The organism is Paracoccus sp. SY (assembly GCF_002901215.1).
GTDB classification, from domain to species: domain Bacteria; phylum Pseudomonadota; class Alphaproteobacteria; order Rhodobacterales; family Rhodobacteraceae; genus Paracoccus; species Paracoccus acridae.
The window spans coordinates 74311-90577 of record NZ_NWMQ01000001.1 but is presented as its reverse complement, the minus strand read 5'-3'; the positions used below and the strand labels follow the sequence as shown (position 1 = coordinate 90577).

At 65.2% G+C, this 16267-nt stretch carries 17 protein-coding genes; 5 read left to right on the top strand and 12 right to left on the bottom strand.

Translation table 11 applies throughout. The features are described from left to right. The first annotated feature begins 48 nt into the window (after nt 1-48). Both trmFO and gluQRS read left to right on the top strand, forming a co-directional pair. Nucleotides 49-1386, top strand: coding sequence for a methylenetetrahydrofolate--tRNA-(uracil(54)-C(5))-methyltransferase (FADH(2)-oxidizing) TrmFO (gene trmFO, locus CK944_RS00440; RefSeq protein ID WP_103171055.1), 1338 nt, complete (start codon nt 49-51; stop codon nt 1384-1386). After that, nucleotides 1368-2213 carry a tRNA glutamyl-Q(34) synthetase GluQRS gene (gene gluQRS, locus CK944_RS00435; protein ID WP_103171054.1) on the top strand — a complete coding sequence of 282 codons (846 nt, stop codon included), beginning with the start codon at nt 1368-1370 and terminating at the stop codon, nt 2211-2213. The genes trmFO and gluQRS overlap by 19 nt, the downstream gene beginning before the upstream one ends. On the opposite strand, the gene hisI is transcribed toward gluQRS, so the two are convergent. Then, the gene (hisI, locus tag CK944_RS00430) at nt 2210-2566 is read right to left on the bottom strand and encodes a phosphoribosyl-AMP cyclohydrolase (protein WP_103171053.1); all 357 of its coding nucleotides are present in this window, start codon (nt 2564-2566) and stop codon (nt 2210-2212) included. The genes gluQRS and hisI overlap by 4 nt on opposite strands. 61 nt (nt 2567-2627) lie before the next feature. Here hisI and CK944_RS00425 point away from each other — a divergent pair, with 61 nt between their 5' ends. Further along, on the top strand, nt 2628-3068 hold the full coding sequence (locus CK944_RS00425) for an iron-sulfur cluster assembly scaffold protein (protein WP_103171052.1): 441 nt from the start codon (nt 2628-2630) through the stop codon (nt 3066-3068). Nucleotides 3069-3326: 258 nt separating this feature from the next. On the opposite strand, the gene recG is transcribed toward CK944_RS00425, so the two are convergent. The 4 genes from recG to CK944_RS00405 all read right to left on the bottom strand — a co-directional run bounded on the left by recG (nt 3327) and on the right by CK944_RS00405 (nt 8775). Further along, the gene (gene recG, locus CK944_RS00420) at nt 3327-5447 is read right to left on the bottom strand and encodes an ATP-dependent DNA helicase RecG (RefSeq protein WP_239985925.1); all 2121 of its coding nucleotides are present in this window, start codon (nt 5445-5447) and stop codon (nt 3327-3329) included. Further along, complete coding sequence (gene ligA, locus CK944_RS00415; protein WP_103171051.1) at nt 5420-7603, bottom strand: NAD-dependent DNA ligase LigA; 2184 nt, start codon at nt 7601-7603, stop codon at nt 5420-5422. The genes recG and ligA overlap by 28 nt, the downstream gene beginning before the upstream one ends. Nucleotides 7604-7695: 92 nt before the next feature. Then, a complete protein-coding gene (ctrA, locus tag CK944_RS00410; protein WP_103171050.1) occupies nt 7696-8403 on the bottom strand; it encodes a response regulator transcription factor CtrA in 708 nt (235 codons plus the stop codon). Between the two features lie 96 nt (nt 8404-8499). Further along, a complete protein-coding gene (locus CK944_RS00405; RefSeq protein ID WP_103171049.1) occupies nt 8500-8775 on the bottom strand; it encodes a DUF1153 domain-containing protein in 276 nt (91 codons plus the stop codon). Nucleotides 8776-8923: 148 nt separating this feature from the next. Between CK944_RS00405 and mnmA the strand changes: the two genes are divergently transcribed. Next, nucleotides 8924-10090 (top strand): tRNA 2-thiouridine(34) synthase MnmA, encoded by a 1167-nt coding sequence (gene mnmA, locus CK944_RS00400; protein WP_103171294.1) that lies wholly within the window; start codon nt 8924-8926, stop codon nt 10088-10090. Here mnmA and CK944_RS00395 read toward each other — a convergent pair. Further along, nucleotides 10062-10472: a SufE family protein gene (locus CK944_RS00395; RefSeq protein WP_103171048.1), complete on the bottom strand. Its 411-nt coding sequence runs from the start codon at nt 10470-10472 to the stop codon at nt 10062-10064. The two genes, mnmA and CK944_RS00395, sit on opposite strands and share 29 nt — an antisense overlap. 110 nt (nt 10473-10582) lie before the next feature. Here CK944_RS00395 and CK944_RS00390 point away from each other — a divergent pair, with 110 nt between their 5' ends. Next, nucleotides 10583-11074 (top strand): hypothetical protein, encoded by a 492-nt coding sequence (locus tag CK944_RS00390; RefSeq protein ID WP_103171047.1) that lies wholly within the window; start codon nt 10583-10585, stop codon nt 11072-11074. Nucleotides 11075-11195: 121 nt separating this feature from the next. Here the strand turns inward: CK944_RS00390 and pheS are convergent, their stop codons facing one another. The 6 genes from pheS to CK944_RS00360 form a co-directional block, all read right to left on the bottom strand. Next, complete coding sequence (gene pheS, locus CK944_RS00385) at nt 11196-12278, bottom strand: phenylalanine--tRNA ligase subunit alpha (RefSeq protein ID WP_103171293.1); 1083 nt, start codon at nt 12276-12278, stop codon at nt 11196-11198. A gap of 92 nt (nt 12279-12370) precedes the next feature. After that, a complete protein-coding gene (locus tag CK944_RS00380; RefSeq protein WP_103171046.1) occupies nt 12371-13777 on the bottom strand; it encodes a sodium:alanine symporter family protein in 1407 nt (468 codons plus the stop codon). A gap of 100 nt (nt 13778-13877) precedes the next feature. Continuing rightward, a complete protein-coding gene (locus tag CK944_RS00375) occupies nt 13878-15242 on the bottom strand; it encodes a cytochrome P450 (protein WP_103171292.1) in 1365 nt (454 codons plus the stop codon). Nucleotides 15243-15347: 105 nt separating this feature from the next. Continuing rightward, entirely contained in the window at nt 15348-15707 is a 360-nt protein-coding gene (gene rplT, locus CK944_RS00370) for a 50S ribosomal protein L20 (protein WP_103171045.1), read from the bottom strand. A 16-nt stretch (nt 15708-15723) separates the two neighbouring features. Next, entirely contained in the window at nt 15724-15924 is a 201-nt protein-coding gene (rpmI, locus tag CK944_RS00365) for a 50S ribosomal protein L35 (RefSeq protein ID WP_103171044.1), read from the bottom strand. Between the two features lie 109 nt (nt 15925-16033). Then, nucleotides 16034-16258 carry a hypothetical protein gene (locus CK944_RS00360; protein WP_103171043.1) on the bottom strand — a complete coding sequence of 75 codons (225 nt, stop codon included), beginning with the start codon at nt 16256-16258 and terminating at the stop codon, nt 16034-16036. Between the last annotated feature and the right edge of the window lie 9 nt (nt 16259-16267).

Here is a 16267-nt window from a genome sequence, read left to right as displayed (position 1 = left end):
CTTTCCATTTGCGGGCAGCTTTGCTAGCCCCCATCCGCAGGAGGTCACATGGAACCTGTCCACATCATTGGCGCGGGCCTTGCCGGGTCCGAGGCCGCCTGGCAGATCGCCCGCACGGGCGTGCCTGTCGTCCTGCACGAAATGCGCCCCGCCAAAGGCACCTTCGCCCACAAGACCGGCGATTGTGCGGAAATGGTCTGTTCCAACAGCTTCCGGTCCGACGACGACGCGATGAACGCGGTCGGGCAACTGCATTGGGAAATGCGCGCGGCAGGTGGGCTGATCATGGCAATGGCGGATCGCCATCGGCTTCCCGCGGGTGGTGCCCTTGCCGTGGACCGCGAGGCGTTTTCAGCAGCCGTGACCGAGGCCTTGCGGGCCGAGGCGCTGATCCAGATCGTTCCGGGCGAAATCACCGACCTGCCAGACGATGGCAACTGGATCGTGGCGACCGGGCCGCTGACCTCGGACGCGCTGGCGCAGGCGATCCGCGCGGTGACCGGCACCGATGCCCTGGCCTTCTTCGACGCCATCGCCCCCATCGTCCATGCGGATACCATCGACATGTCCGTCGCATGGGAACAAAGCCGCTATGACAAGGGCGAGACCGAGGCCGAGCAGAAGGCCTATATCAACTGCCCGATGACCCGCGACCAGTACGAGGCCTTCATCGACGCCCTTCTGGCCGCCGAGAAGACCGAGTTCCACGAGGGCGAGACCGCAGGCTATTTCGACGGCTGCCTGCCCATCGAGGTCATGGCCGAACGCGGCCGGGAAACCTTGCGCCATGGTCCCATGAAGCCCGTAGGGCTGACGAATGCCCATAATCCGACTGAGAAACCTTATGCAGTGGTTCAACTTCGTCGTGATAATGCACTGGGAACGCTTTATAATATCGTCGGCTTCCAGACCAAGATGAAATACGGCGCCCAGACCCAGGTGTTCCGCATGATCCCTGGGCTGGAGAATGCCAGCTTCGCCCGGCTTGGCGGCATCCACCGCAACTCCTTCCTGAACTCGCCGACGCTGCTGGACGACCGGATGCGCCTGCGTCAGCGGCCGAACCTGCGCTTTGCCGGGCAGGTCACTGGGGTGGAGGGCTATGTCGAAAGCGCCGCCATAGGCTTGCTGGCGGGCCGGATGGCGGCAGCACAGGCCCAGGGCCGCGACCTGACGCCGCCCGCCCCGACGACTGCCATGGGTGCCCTTGTCAACCACATCACCGGCGGGGCCGAGGCCAAGACCTTCCAGCCGATGAACGTGAACTTTGGCCTTTTTCCTCCGCTTGACGAGATGCGTGGCGGCCGAAAGGGGCGCAAGGACCGATATCCTGCCTATACCCAGCGGGCCAAGGACGATTTCAGCGCATGGCTGGCGGCGCAGTAACCCGCTTCGCACCCTCACCCACCGGACTGCTGCATCTGGGCCATGCCTATGCGGCCTTGGTGGCGGAAAGCCTGGCGGACCCGGGCCGGTTCCTGTTGCGCATCGAGGATATCGACCGCGACCGTTGCCGCCCCGAATACGAAGCCGCGATCAAGGAGGATCTGGCTTGGCTGGGCCTTGGCTGGCCGGAACCGGTGATGCGGCAGTCGGACCGGATGGAGGCTTATCGAAAGGCGCTTCGGCGGCTGGCGCCCCTCACCTATCCCTGCCGCTGCCGTCGGGGCGACATCCGCGCGGCAATGTCGGCCCCGCAGGAAGGCGCCTTGCCCGCAGGTCCCGACGGACTGATCTATCCCGGAACCTGCCGGGGCCGCAGCCTGACCGATGCGGGACCGGACGACGTGATCCGGCTGGATGCCGCGCGTGCTTTCGATGCCTTGGGCTTGGGCAGCATCGCTTTCCAGGATCAGGCGATCATGCCCGGACATGACCACGCGCTGACCCGGGATCAGTTTCTGGAGGGCATCGGCGATGTGATCCTGTCGCGGCGCGGGATGGGCACATCCTATCACCTGGCGGTGGTCGTGGACGATGCCGCCCAAGGGATCACCCTGGTCACGCGCGGAAAAGATCTTTTCGATTCAACGTATATCCATGTGCTTCTTCAGAAGCTGCTTCAACTATCGACCCCGTTCTATCACCATCATCGCCTGATCCGCGACGACGCCGGCAAGCGGTTGGCCAAGCGCGATGACGCACGGGCCATTCGTCATTACCGCGACGATGGCGCGACCCCGCAGGATATCCGCAGCATGATCGGGTTCTAGGCCATCGGCGCCATGATCTCGACCTCCACGCCATCGCGGACGGCGGTATAGAAGCAGCTTCGCCGGTTGGTATGGCATGCCGGGCCGGTTTGGCGAACCAGCACCAGCAGGCAGTCGCGGTCGCAATCCAGGCGCAGTTCCACCAGTTCCTGCACATGACCCGAACTTTCGCCCTTGACCCAGAGCGACTGCCGCGACCGCGACCAATAGGTGACGCGCCCGGTTTCCAACGTCCGCGCGACGCTTTCGGCATTCATCCAGGCCATCATCAGAACCTCGCCCCCATCCGCGTCCTGGGCAATGGCGGGGATCAACCCGTTCGGATCATATTTCAGGCTGGCTGGGTCGAACATCGGGTTTCCTTTCGGCTGACGCGTCCCTATCTAGACCCCAGGCAGCGTATGGGAAAGACCGATGGCCGACAGCGACCTGATGCAGCTTTATTCCCGCCGAATCCTGGCATTGACGACGGCGATCCCGCATCTGGGCGCATTGCCGGAATTCGACGGCAAGGCCATGCGCAGGTCGCCGCAATGCGGGTCGTCGGTCACGGCCTATGTCGCGATGGAGGGGGACCGGATCGCGGATTTTCGGCAGGAAGTGCGGGCCTGCGCGCTTGGTCAGGCATCGGCCTCGGTCCTGGGGCAAGGCGTAATCGGGCGCAGCCGGGACGAAATCGCGGCGACCCGAGACGCTTTGGAAGCCATGCTGACGACCGAAGCCGATCCCCCCGCCGCCCCTTTCGCCGAGCTTGAGGCCCTGCTGCCCGCGCGCGAATATCCGAACCGCCATGCCTCGATCCTGCTGGCCTGGAATGCGACGCTGGACGCCATCGACCAGGCCACTCGGTCATGAAAAAAGCCGGTCCCTTTGCGGGACCGGCAGGTGCGCGTGCTGGGGAACTGACGGTCGCACAGGCAAGCGCCGTCAGGGCAACGCGGGGCAGAGATCAGGCTTGCAGGATCGCAGGCAACCACAAGACGATGACGGTGGTAACGGCTAGGGCGGTGACACCCAACAGGTCGGATACGAATTCGCGGGACATGAGCAACTCCTATCTGTTGCTCTTTTGTTCTCATGTTCCTGGCGATTTGTAAAGAACATTTTGAGAACTTAGCCGACCGAGATCAGGCGGATCGCCTCATCCTGGCTCATCAGCCACATCAGCATCCGCACAGCCTGCCCGCGCGGGCTGTCCAGGGTGGGATCGCGGTCCAGAAGATTGCGGGCGTCCTGACGCGCCACCGCCATCAGCCCCGCCTGATGTTCCAGATCCCCGATGCGGAACCGGGGAAGGCCCGACTGGGCGGTGCCGATCACATCGCCCGCCCCGCGCATCTCCAGATCGACCTCGGCGATGCGGAAGCCATCCTCGGTATCCCGCAGGGTCGTCAGCCGCCGTGCGCCGGTTTCGCCCAAGGGCGGATGATACATCAGCAGACAGGTTGATGCCCCCGTGCCTCGCCCGACCCTGCCGCGCAGCTGATGCAACTGCGCAAGGCCGAAGCTTTCGGCCCGTTCGATCACCATGATTGTCGCCTCGGGCACGTCCACGCCGACCTCGATCACCGTGGTGGCGACCAGAAGCCGGGCGCGGCCGCTGGCGAAATCGGCCATGGCCGCGTCGCGCTGATCGGCAGGCATCTGGCCATGAACCAGCCGCACGATATCGCCGAACTGCGCCCGCAGTGCCTGGAACCGCGCCTCGGCCGCGGTCAGGTCCGTGACTTCGCTTTCGTCCACAAGGGGGCAGACCCAATAGGCGCGCGCGCCCTGATCCAGCACATGACGCAGCCGGGCCGTCACCTCGTCCAGGCGCTGATCGCTGATCATCACCGTGGTGATCGGCTGCCGCCCCGGCGGTTTCTCGTCCAGAATCGAGATGTCCAGATCCCCATATTGCGTCAGCGCCAGCGAACGGGGGATCGGCGTCGCGGTCATGATCAGCATGTCGGGGGGCACCTGGCCCTTGCCCGACAGTTCCAGCCGTTGCGCCACGCCGAACCGATGCTGTTCGTCGATGATCGCCAGCCGCAGGTCATGGAAATCGACACCGCGTTGGAACACCGCATGAGTGCCGACCAGGATGTCGATGCGCCCTTCGGCAAGGTCCTCCAACAGTTGCGCACGCAACTCGCCCTTGTCGCGGCCGGTCAGGGCGGCCAGCCGGATGCCCGCCGCGCGGGCCAGCGGTTCCAGGGCGCGGGCATGCTGGCGGGCCAGAATCTCGGTCGGGGCCATCAGCACCGCCTGCCCGCCCGCCTCGACCGCGACAAGGGCTGACAACATCGCGACCAGGGTCTTGCCCGACCCCACGTCGCCTTGCAGCAGCCGGTTCATGCGCCGGTCGCTGGCCATGTCGGCGGCGATGTCCCGGACCGCGCGCATCTGGGCACCGGTCGGAGGCCAGGGCAGATGATCCAGCACCGCGCGCCGCAACCGCCCGTCACCCCCGCTGGGCCGTCCTTTCAGCCGCCGCTTTTCACGCCGAACCAGGGCAAGCGTCATCTGATGGGCCAGAAACTCGTCATAGGCCAAGCGCGCTCGCGCAGGCGCATCGGGCGACAGGTCGCGCACCGACCGGGGATCATGCGCAGCCTGCAATGCCGCCGCAAAATCGGGCCAGCCCCGTTGGGCGATCAACTGCGGGTCGATCCATTCCTGCATGGGCGGCAGGCGGGTCAGCGCGGCCTCGATGCCCTTGACCATGACCTTGCGCGTCAGTCCTGAGGTCAGGGGATAGATGGCCTCGAACTCCGGCAGGGGTGGTTCGTCCTCTCGCTGGACATGGTCGGGATGGACCATCTGGGCCAACCCGTCGAACAGCTCGATCTTGCCGCTGACGACGCGGCGCGCGCCGGTGGGAAGCTGGCTTTCGATCCATTCCTTGCGCGGGTGAAAGAAGACAAGCGTCAGGTCGCCAACGCCGTCGCTGCAATGGACGCGCCAGGGGCGGCCCTTGACGGCGGGCGGATGATGGCGGCCCACCGTGACGGCGATGGTCACGACCTCGGGCGGCCGGGCATCGCTGATGCGGGCAATCCGGCGGCGGGTGATGCCGCTGGCAGGCAGCGTCAAGATCAGGTCGCGCGGTCGTTCGATCCCCATCTGCGCCAGGGCCTCGCGGCTTTTCGGACCCACGCCCGGCAGCGTGTCGATGGCCGCGAACAGCGGAAACAGCGCCGGGGGGCGCCCCTTGGGCTGCGTCATGACCCGCCCGCGATGCGCAGCCATTCATCCTCGTCGATGACGGTCACGCCCAGTTCCGCAGCCTTCGCCGCCTTCGACCCGGCGCCCGGCCCGGCGACCAGAAGGTCGGTCTTGGCGCTTACCGAGCCTGCCACCTTGGCGCCCATGGCCTCGGCCCGCGCCTTGGCCTCGGCCCGCGTCATGCGTTCCAGGGTGCCGGTGAAAACCAGGGTCTTGCCACTGATCGCGGTTTGCTGGACCTGGCGGGCCGTGGCGGGAATGACCTGGATCTGCCCGATCAGACGGTCGATGCTGGCGCGTTCGGCCGGCTGGGTCAGGGTGGTGACAAGCGACTGGACCAGCACGGCGCCGATGCCGTTGATCGTGGTCAATTCGGCCCAATGCGGGCTGTCGGCCAAGGCCATCCGACGCGCCTTGTCGTCGGCCGCAAAGGCCGGTTCATGCGCGGCGCCATCCACGGCGGCAAGCAAGGCGTCCCAGGTTCCGAAATGACGGGCAAGGATCCCTGCCGCAACCTCGCCCACATGGCGGATGCCCAAGGCAAAGATCAGCCGTTCCAGGGGAATGCGGCGCTTGTCCTCGATCGCGGCAAACAGCTTTTCGACCGACCGGGCACCGAACCCCTCGCGGTTCTTCAGCCTTGCGATATTGCGGGCGTCCCGGTCGGCCAGGGTAAAGATGTCGGCAGGTTCGCGGATCGGCAGGGCGGGATCGGCAAAGAACATCTCGATCTGCTTGGCGCCCAGGCCCTCGATGTCGAAGGCCGCGCGGCTGACGAAATGCTTCAGCTTCTCGATCGCCTGGGCAGGGCAAACCAGGCCGCCGGTGCAGCGGCGCACGGAATCGCCCGGTTCGCGGATCGCGTCGGATCCGCATTGGGGGCAGGTTTCGGGAAAGCGATAGGGCTGGCTGTCTGCGGGCCTGCGCGACAGATCGACGTCGGCGATCTTGGGGATCACGTCCCCTGCCCGGTAAATCTTGACCCAGTCGCCTTCGCGGATGTCGCGCCCCTCACGGATGGGCGCGCCGCTGCTGTCGCGACCGGCGATGTAATCCTCATTGTGCAGGGTCGCGTTGGAAACGACCACGCCGCCGACCGTGACAGGCTCCAGCCGTGCGATGGGCGACAGCGCCCCCGTGCGGCCGACCTGGATGTCGATCCGATCCAGCCGCGTCCAAGCCGTCTCGGCCGGGAACTTGTGCGCAAGCGCCCATCGCGGCGTGGTCGAGCGGTAACCCAGCCGTGTCTGATAGGACAGGTCGTTGACCTTGTAGACGACCCCATCGATGTCATAGCCCAGGGTCGCACGCTGCTGTTCGATCTCGGCCCAGACGGCCAGCATCTGACCGGCATCATGGCAAAGCCGCGTCAGGGGGTTCGTCCGAAATCCCAGGGCGGCCAGCCGTTCGACCGCTTCCATCTGCGTATCGGCCAGTGCCTGGCTAAGCTGGCCCCACCCATATGCAAAGAACCGCAAGGGACGCGAGGCGGTCACATCAGGGTCGATCTGGCGCAACGACCCGGCGGCGGCGTTGCGGGGATTGGCGAAGACCCGCCCTCCTTCTGCCGCGTTCAGGCGCTGGAAATCGGCATGGCTCATGTAAACCTCGCCCCGCACTTCCAGAATGGCCGGGGCACCCGTCAGTTGGTGGGGAATATCGGCGATGGTGCGGGCGTTGGCTGTGACGTTTTCCCCGACCGCGCCGTCCCCGCGGGTCGCGGCCTGGACCAGAATGCCATCTTCGTAGCGCAGGGACAGCGAAAGGCCATCGATCTTGGGTTCCGCGGTAAAGGCCAGATCGCCATCCCGCAGACCCAGGAAGCTGCGGATGCGGGAAACGAAATCTGTTACATCTGCGTCGGCAAAGCCGTTTTCCAGCGACATCATCCGCTGGGCATGGACGACCTTGCCGAACCCCTCTGCCGGGGCGGCCCCGACCGCCTGGCTGGGGCTGTCGGGCCGGGCAAGCTGTGGGAAGGCACGCTCCAGCGCCAGCAACCGCTGCTTCAGCGCGTCGTATTCCGCATCCGACAGGACCGGTGCGTCCTTGACGTGATAATCCTCGTTCGCCTGGGCGATCCGAGCCGACAGGTCGGCGATTTCATCGCCAGCGCGCTGCTCGTCAAGCGCGGCCACATCCGGCCGCGCCGCGCCGTCATCCTGCTTTCCATCGGTCATCGCTGTCTCCGCCTTCCGTTCGTCCGTTCTATACGACGTTCGGCGAAGGGTTTTACAGGGGCTGCCGCCAGCTTCCTGCAGCAGCCGCCCTTTCAGGCGCCGATCGCCAGACGTTCGGCATTGGGCGCAGGCTCGCGCAGGACATAGCCCCTGCCCCAGACGGTTTCGATATGGCTGTCACCCCCGATGGCCTCGGACAGCTTCTTGCGCAACTTGCAGATGAAGACGTCGATGATCTTCAGTTCCGGTTCGTCCATCCCGCCGTAAAGATGGTTCAGGAACATTTCCTTTGTCAGCGTCGTGCCCTTGCGAAGGCTGAGAAGTTCCAGGATCTGATATTCCTTGCCGGTCAGGTTCACGGCCTTGCCTTTGACCTGCACCGTACGCGCATCCAGGTTCACCACGATTTCCCCGGTCTTGATGATCGCCTGGCTGTGGCCCTTGGACCGGCGGATGATCGCCTGGATGCGGGCCTGCAATTCCTCGCGGTTGAAGGGCTTGGTCATGTAATCGTCGGCGCCGAAGCCAAAGCCCCGCAGCTTGCTTTCGGTATCGTCAGAGCCGGTCAGGATCAGGATCGGCGTATCGACACGCGCAAGGCGCAGATGGCGCAGAACCTCCATCCCGTGCATGTCGGGCAGATCGAGGTCCAGAAGGATCAGGTCATAATCATACAGCTTGGCAAGGTCGATCCCCTCCTCGCCCATATCGGTTCGAAAGACATTGTAGCTGGCGGCAGTCAGCATCAATTCGATGGCCCGAGCCGTGCTGGGATCATCCTCAACCAACAGAATTCTCATGAATGTAAGCCCCGATTCTGGTATTCGCTACGATCAACCATCAACCTATAAGGTTAATATGTTGTTACCATGATCCGGTAATTGATCTGGAGCAACTTATGGTTGTCGAAATCGCTGGATCGCAGTGATTTTCAAGGCGTCCAGCCCATGAACCTGCATGGCACGCGCCCAACTGTCGAATTCCTCATCCGACAGGCCATAGCGTCGAAGGGCCTCCTCCTTCGTGATCAGCCCATGGACCACGGCGTTGACGACGGTTTCCTTGCGGCTGGCCACCCAACGCGTGTTGTCGGGCGGAAGGTCGGCCACGGTCAGGATCCTGCCATCCGGCAATGTCACGGTGCGAGGCGTGTCGGTTTTCTTCAAGAACATCCCACCTGTCCTATGTCGCTTGCGAAGGACATTGTCCCGGATCCCATTAAGGCCCCGTTGAAGGTGGCAGGTTTTTCTGGCTTCGCCTGCTTGAGAATAGACAGCATTTGCCTATATTTCGACGCAATTGTTTTCCATCGGATCCGCCATGACCCTCCATCACCGCGCCCCGGCGCGCGACACCTTGCTGAACAGCCTCGGCTTCCCGAAGGCTCCCGCACAGACCCGGGTGGTCGTCGCCATGTCGGGCGGCGTGGACAGTTCGGTCGTGGCCGCCAAGCTGAAGTCCGAGGGTTATGACGTGATCGGCGTCACCTTGCAGCTTTACGACCATGGTGCGGCCCTGGCGAAAAAGGGCGCCTGCTGCGCGGGCCAGGACATCCATGACGCGCGGCGCGTGGCCGAACGTATGGGCTTTCCGCACTATGTCCTGGATTACGAGAACAAGTTCCGCGAATCGGTGATCGACGAATTCGCCGATGCCTATCTGGCGGGCGCGACGCCCGTGCCCTGCATCCGCTGCAACGAGCGCGTCAAGTTCCGCGACCTGCTGGAAACTGCGCGCGACCTGGATGCCGACTGCATGGCGACCGGCCACTATATCCAGCGCAAGGACGGCGCGGCGCGGGCCGAGCTTCACATGGCTGCGGATCCGAACCGGGATCAAAGCTATTTCCTGTTCTCGACCACGCAGGAACAGCTTGATTTCCTGCGCTTTCCTTTGGGCCATCTGGAAAGCAAGGCTGAAACGCGCGCCTTGGCGGCCGAATACGGCCTGGCGGTGGCTGACAAGCCCGACAGCCAGGACATCTGCTTTGTGCCCAACGGCAACTATGCCGCCGTGATCGAGAAGCTGCGCCCCAATGCGGCCGAACCGGGCGAGATCGTGGACATGGACGGCAATGTCCTGGGCCGGCACAAGGGCGTCATCCATTATACGATCGGCCAGCGGCGCGGGCTTGGGATCGGCGGCCTGGGCGATCCGCTTTACGTCGTGCGGCTGGATCCCGATGCGCGGCGCGTGGTGGTCGGTCCGAAATCGGCGCTTGCGACGACGGTCGTGCCCATCAGCGAAGTGAACTGGCTGGGCGATCAGCCCTTCGCGGGCGAGATCCCGGTGATGGTCCGCATCCGGTCGACCCGCCCCCCGCGCCCTGCGATCCTGCGACCCATCGACGCCACACGGGCGGAGGTCGAACTGCTGGACGCCGAGGAAGGCGTCAGCCCCGGCCAGGCCTGCGTCTTCTATGAACCCGACAGCACCCGCGTGCTGGGCGGAGGCTGGATCACGCTGCGTCGGCGGAAAGCTGCCTGATTCGCTGGATCATCGCCCGCAGCCCGTTCGACCTCTGCGAGGACAGGTGTTCGTCCAGGCCCAGCCGCGCCAGTTCGGCCTGCGCGTCGATCCGGCCCACCTCGGCCACCGGGACGCCGGAATAAAGCGCGTGCAGCACCGCGATCAGCCCGCGCACGATCATCGCATCGCTGTCGCCTTGGAAATCGAAGCGCCCGTTCTCGATCCGGGGCATGATCCAGACCTGGCTGGCGCAACCCTCGACCTTGGTGGCGGGAACCTGCAGCGCCGGATCCATCGGCGGCATGGCGCGGCCCAGTTCGATCACATGGCGGTAACGGTCTTCCCAGTCGTCCAGGAAGTCGAAGGTTTCGGCGATGTCTTCGAAGGCTTGGGTTGCCATGGCACGGTCCTTTTGCCCTGTGGTTAACGCGGCGGGCGGGCAAGGTCAAAGTGCCTTTATCCCGCATCCGATTTCGCCTAACAAACCGAAAATGCCCGAGGGATGGTGACATGAGCAAACTGACCGCGCCCCTGCTGATCGCCGCCTTGGCCGTGACCGGTTGCGGGCGGCTTGGCGACAGCAGGTGGAACCCCCTGTCCTGGGGCGAGGCGCCGGCCCGGACCCTGGAACCCGAGGGCGGCTATGCCGAGGTGTCAGACAACCGCCCCGACATCCCCCAGATCACCGCCGCCCGGTGGGAGCCCTTGAACGAAGGCCGGCTGCTGGTCGTGAACGGCTTTGCGCCGGTGCGCGGCTATTCCTCGGTCGCGCTTGTCACCGCGCGTCCCATGCCGGGCGACCGCATCTCGCCCGATGCCGATGGGGTGCTGCGTTTGCGGCTGGTGGGCGTCCCGCCCGCGCCGGGCAGCGCAGCCGCCCTGCCCGCCCGCCCAGGCGTTGACGACATCACGGCAGCGATGTCGCTGTCGTCGGTGCAGCTGTCGCGGATCGTGGCGGTGGAGATCACGAGCGCAGGGAATGTGGTAAGGCTGGGGCGATAGCGGACATGGAAGCGGTGCGTGCAAGCACGCACCCTATGTAAGATCCGCTTCTTGTAGGGTGCGTGCTTGCACGCACCTTTCTTATTACCTCGATGACGCAAGATGCAGACCGGGCCGATCGTTACCGGCTCAGCCCGCCCGCCACACTCGGCACATCCCCCGCTGCGAACCCATAATGCCGCAGCCAGCGCAGGTCGCTCTCGAAGAAGGCCCGCAGGTCGGGGATGCCGTATTTCAGCATGGCGATCCGGTCGATGCCCATGCCGAAGGCGAAGCCCTGCCACTGGTCGGGGTCGATGCCGCCCGCGCGCAGGACCTTGGGGTGGACCATGCCGGAACCGAGGATTTCCAGCCAGCTGTCACCCTCGCCGATCTTCAACTGGCCGCCTTCCCAGGAACAGCGGATATCCACCTCGGCCGAGGGTTCGGTGAAGGGGAAATGGCTGGCGCGAAAGCGCAGTTCGACCTGGCCCACCTCGAAGAAGGCGCGGCAGAATTCCTCCAGCGTCCACTTCAGTTGCGCCATGGAGATGTCGCGGTCGATGGCAAGCCCCTCGACCTGGTGGAACATCGGCGTGTGGGTCTGGTCCATGTCCATGCGATAGACGCGGCCGGGGCAGATCACGCGGATCGGCGCGCCCTGTTCCTGCATGGCGCGGATCTGGACAGGGCTTGTATGGGTGCGCAGCACATGCGGCGGGCGGTTGTCGCCGGGCGCGCGGTGCATGAAGAAGGTGTCGTGTTCCTGGCGCGCGGGATGTTCGGGCGCGATGTTCAGCGCATCGAAATTATACCAGTCGGATTCGACCTGCGGACCCTCGGCCACGGAAAATCCCATGTCGGCGAAGATCGCGGTCACTTCCTCGGTCACCTGGCTGATCGGGTGGATCGTCCCCTGCGGGCGCGGGCGGCCGGGCAGCGTCACGTCCAGCCATTCGCCGGCCAGACGCGCCTCCAGCGCGGCGTCTTCCAGCGACAGCTTGCGGGCGCGCAGCGCCGCGTCCAGTTCGTCTCGCAATTCGTTCAGGGCACGCCCGGTGGTCTGGCGTTCCTCGGGCGACATGCGGCCCAGTTCGCGCATCTTCAGGCTGATCTCGCCCTTCTTGCCAAGGGCGGCAAGGCGCACCTCCTCGATGGCGGCGGGGTCGGTCGCGCCGTTGATCCGGTCAAGCCATTGCTGGCGGAGGGGGGTCAGGTCGTCCATCGTCATGCCTCGTCCTTGTCGGGACTTGCGTTAGCATTTGTGACGACGGGGGAAAAGCCTTGGCCGCAGGCTGGGCGGCCAAGGCGGCAGGGTCATTTCCAGATGTCGCGATTGACGCCCTGTTCCAAGCCGGGATGGTCGCCGATGTGGAAGGTCGGCTGCCGGCCCGCCTTGAGTTGCGCCACATAGTCGCGGGTGACCCGGATGACCGTGCGGGACAGCAGCACGATGGCGATCAGGTTGATCGTCGCCATCAGGCCCATGCTGGCATCGGCGAAGTTGAAGACCGTCGTCACGGCCTGGATCGACCCCCAAACCACCATCGCAAGCGCGACACAGCGCAGCACGAGGATGCCGGTCCTGCCGCCGCCCAGATAGACGACCGAGTTCTCGGCATAGCTGTAGTTGCCGATGATCGAGGTGAAGGCGAAGAAGAAGATCGCGATGGCCACGAAGACGCCTCCGAAAGACCCGAAATGCTCGGTCAGCGCGCTTTGGGTAAGGGCCGTCCCGGTCAGTTCGGCCGAAGGGATCGCGCCCGACAGAAGGATCATGACGGCGGTCGCAGTGCAGACCAGGATCGTGTCGATGAACACCCCCAAGGCCTGCACGAAGCCCTGGCTGGACGGGTGGTGAGGGTCGGGCACCGCCACCGCCGCGATGTTGGGGGCCGAGCCCATTCCCGCCTCGTTCGAGAAAAGGCCGCGCTTGATGCCGTTCAGCGCCGCCGCCATGACGCCGCCGGTCACGCCCCAGGCGGCCTCTTGCAGGCCGAAGGCATTGGCAATGATCGCCCAAAGGACGCCCGGCACTTCGGACAGGTTCAGGATGATGACGATGATCGCCGCAAGAAGATAGGCGCCCGCCATGAAGGGCACCACGAATTCCGCAAACCGGGCGATCTGCGGGATGCCGCCGAAGATGATGACCGCCGTCAGCGCCGCGACCCCAAGGCCGACGATCCATTTCTCGACCCCGAAGGCGCCTTCGATGGCCTCGGCAATCGAATTGGCCTGGACGGCGTTGAAGATCATCCCGAAGGCCAGGATCAGCGCGACGGCAAAGACCGCCGCAAGCCAGGGCTGGCGCAGGCCGTTGGCGATATAGAAGGCGGGGCCGCCGCGATACATGCCGTCGGGCCCATGGACCTTGTAAAGCTGTGCCAGCGTCGATTCCGCATAGGCCGTCGCCATGCCTACCGTCGCCACCACCCACATCCAGAAGATCGCCCCCGGCCCGCCCAGGGTCAGGGCCACCGCCACGCCCGCGATGTTGCCCGTGCCGACCCGGCTTGCCAGCGACACGGTCAGCGCCTGGAAGGGCGAGATGCCGTCTCGGTCCCCCGAACGGGATCCGGTGACACAGCGGAACATCTCGGGGAAGTGGCGGAACTGGATGAAGCCCAGCGACACGGTGAAATAGATGCCCACCGCGATCAGCCCATAGATCAGGATATAGCCCCAGAAGATGTTGTTCAGAAAATCGATGATGGTGTTCATGGCCGCGCTCCTGCTTCCTCAATCACTAGGGGTGTAACACCCGCGTGATCTGTCCGCCTCAGGGCCTAACGGTTTGGTTGGGGAAGTGTTGCACGCGCGCCTATCGCGGCGCGACCTTCAGCCAGACGCCCCCGTGCGGGCGCAGTGTCAGGATCATGCGCGGCTGGGGGTTGCGGCCGGGGATCGCGCTGAAGCGGAAGCGGGCCAGCAAGGTGGCCAGGATGATGACGGCCTCGTGCATGGCGAAGCTGGCGCCGATGCAGATGCGCGGCCCTGCACCGAAGGGCAGATAGGCATAGCGGTCGGGCGTCGTTAGGAAGCGGTCCGGGTCAAAGGTGTCGGGACGATCCCACAGCAGGTGATGGCGGTGCAGTGCATAGATCGGCAGCATCACGGTATCGCCGGGCAGCACCTCGCGCCCGCAAAGGCGATCGGCGACCTGCGCCGTGCGCGACAGGAAGGCGGCGGGGGGATAAAGCCGCAGCGCCTCGGACACGATGCGCTGGATCAGCGGCAGTCGCGGCATGTCGGCGGCCGTCGCGGCCCGGTCGCCCAGGGCCGCCTGCGCCTCGGCCGCAGCGCGGTCCTGGATGTCGGGGTCGAAGGCGCAGAGATACAGCGCCCAGGCCAGGGTCAGGGCCGTCGTCTCGTGCCCGGCGACGATGAAGGTCAGCAGGTTGTCGCGCAACTCGTCGCGCGTCATGGCGCGGCCGGTTTCCGGGTCGGCCGCATCCAGCAGCAGATCCAGCAGATCGGGCGCGCCCTCGACCCTTGGCGATGCGGCGCGGGCGTTGATGGCGCGATCCGCGACCGACTTCATCCGCCCCAGGTCGGACCGGGAAAAGATGCGCCCCGGACGCGGGATCCAGCCCGGCAGCCCCATCACGTCCAGCAGGGACACCTTGGCCGTCTGCGCGATATAGCTGTCGATGGCGCCATGGACCGCCTCGCGGTCAAAGGCACGGTCCCCGGACAGCGTGACATCCGAAATCACCTCGAAGGTCGCGGCGACTGTTTCGGCGAACAGATCCACCGGGCCGCGCGCGTCTGCAAGGCGACGGGACGAGACTTCGGCCGCGGCCGTCATGACCGGGCCAAGCGCCTCGACATGGCGCAGGGCGAAGGCGGGGGCCACGGCGCGGCGTTGCCACCGCCACTGGGCACCTTCGGCGATGAACAGGCTGTCGCCGATGGCAGGTTCCAGGATCAGCTTGGTGACATTGGACTTCGGGTAATCCTCGACCCGGTCCTTGAGGATGTGGCGCAGCGTCAGCGGGTCCATGACCATGTGGAACCGAACCCCCGTCTTGCCCGACACGATCGGCTGGCGGGTGGCGATCTGCGGGATCAGTTCCAGCAGGTTCCGTCGCGCGGTCAGCGCAGTGCCGAGAATACCCAGCGGCTGCCGGGCAAGCGCGACCTTGACGGGTTCCCGGCTGCGGACGGGCGGCGTTCGGATGTTCATCCTGAAAGGATAGGAAGCGCCCGGCCCCGAAACAATGGCGCCCATGAAAAAGGCCGGTGCGCCTTGCACCGGCCTTGTCGATGTCACTGTCGCTGTTGCAGCGGATCAGGCGGCGGCTTTCGCCTGTGCCACGATCGCGCCGAAAGCCTCGGGCTCGTTCACGGCCAGGTCGGCCAGAACCTTGCGGTCAACCTCGATCCCGGCTTTCGCCAGCAGGTTGATGAAGCGCGAATAGGTCATTTCCGCATCCACCAGACGGACGGCGGCGTTGATGCGCTGGATCCACAGGGCGCGGAAGTTGCGCTTGCGGGTCTTGCGGTCGCGGGTTGCGTACTGGTTCGCCTTGTCCACGGCCTGGGTGGCGGTGCGGAAGTTGCGCGAACGGTTGCCGTAATAGCCTTTCGCCGCGTCAAGAACCTTCTTGTGGCGGGCGTGGGTGACCTTGCCGGATTTAACTCGTGCCATTGTTCAGTCCTCGCGATCAGCGGTTGTAGGGCATGTATTTCTTGACGATCTTGGCATCCGCGTCCGACAGGACGGTGGTGCCGCGCGCATCGCGAATGAACTTCGTCGTGCGCTTGATCATGCCGTGGCGCTTGCCGGCCTGGGCGGATTTCACCTTGCCCCCGGCCGTGAACGAGAACCGCTTCTTGGCGGCCGACTTGGTCTTCATCTTCGGCATTTTTGTCTCCTTGGATCAGAGTGAACGCGCGACTCGGCAATGCCATCGTGGCCGGCCGCACGGGTAGGAAGCGCGCCGTATAAGCGCGCCTGGCTTGTTTGGCAAGGGGTTACGGCGCGGTGGTGCCGCCGGTGACGCGCGCCCAAGCCTGCGGGATCTGTTCCAGCGTGAAGGGCTGCGGCGACAGATAGGCGGCGGCGAAGATCGCGGCGATCCCCAACACCAGCAGGATCGCCGCCGCGCGCGGGGGCTGCGTCCGCAAAAGCTGCACGACGGCGACAAGGACCGAAATCAGGCACAGCGCGATGCCGCCCAGCAGCAGAAGATCAGACATGGATGTCCC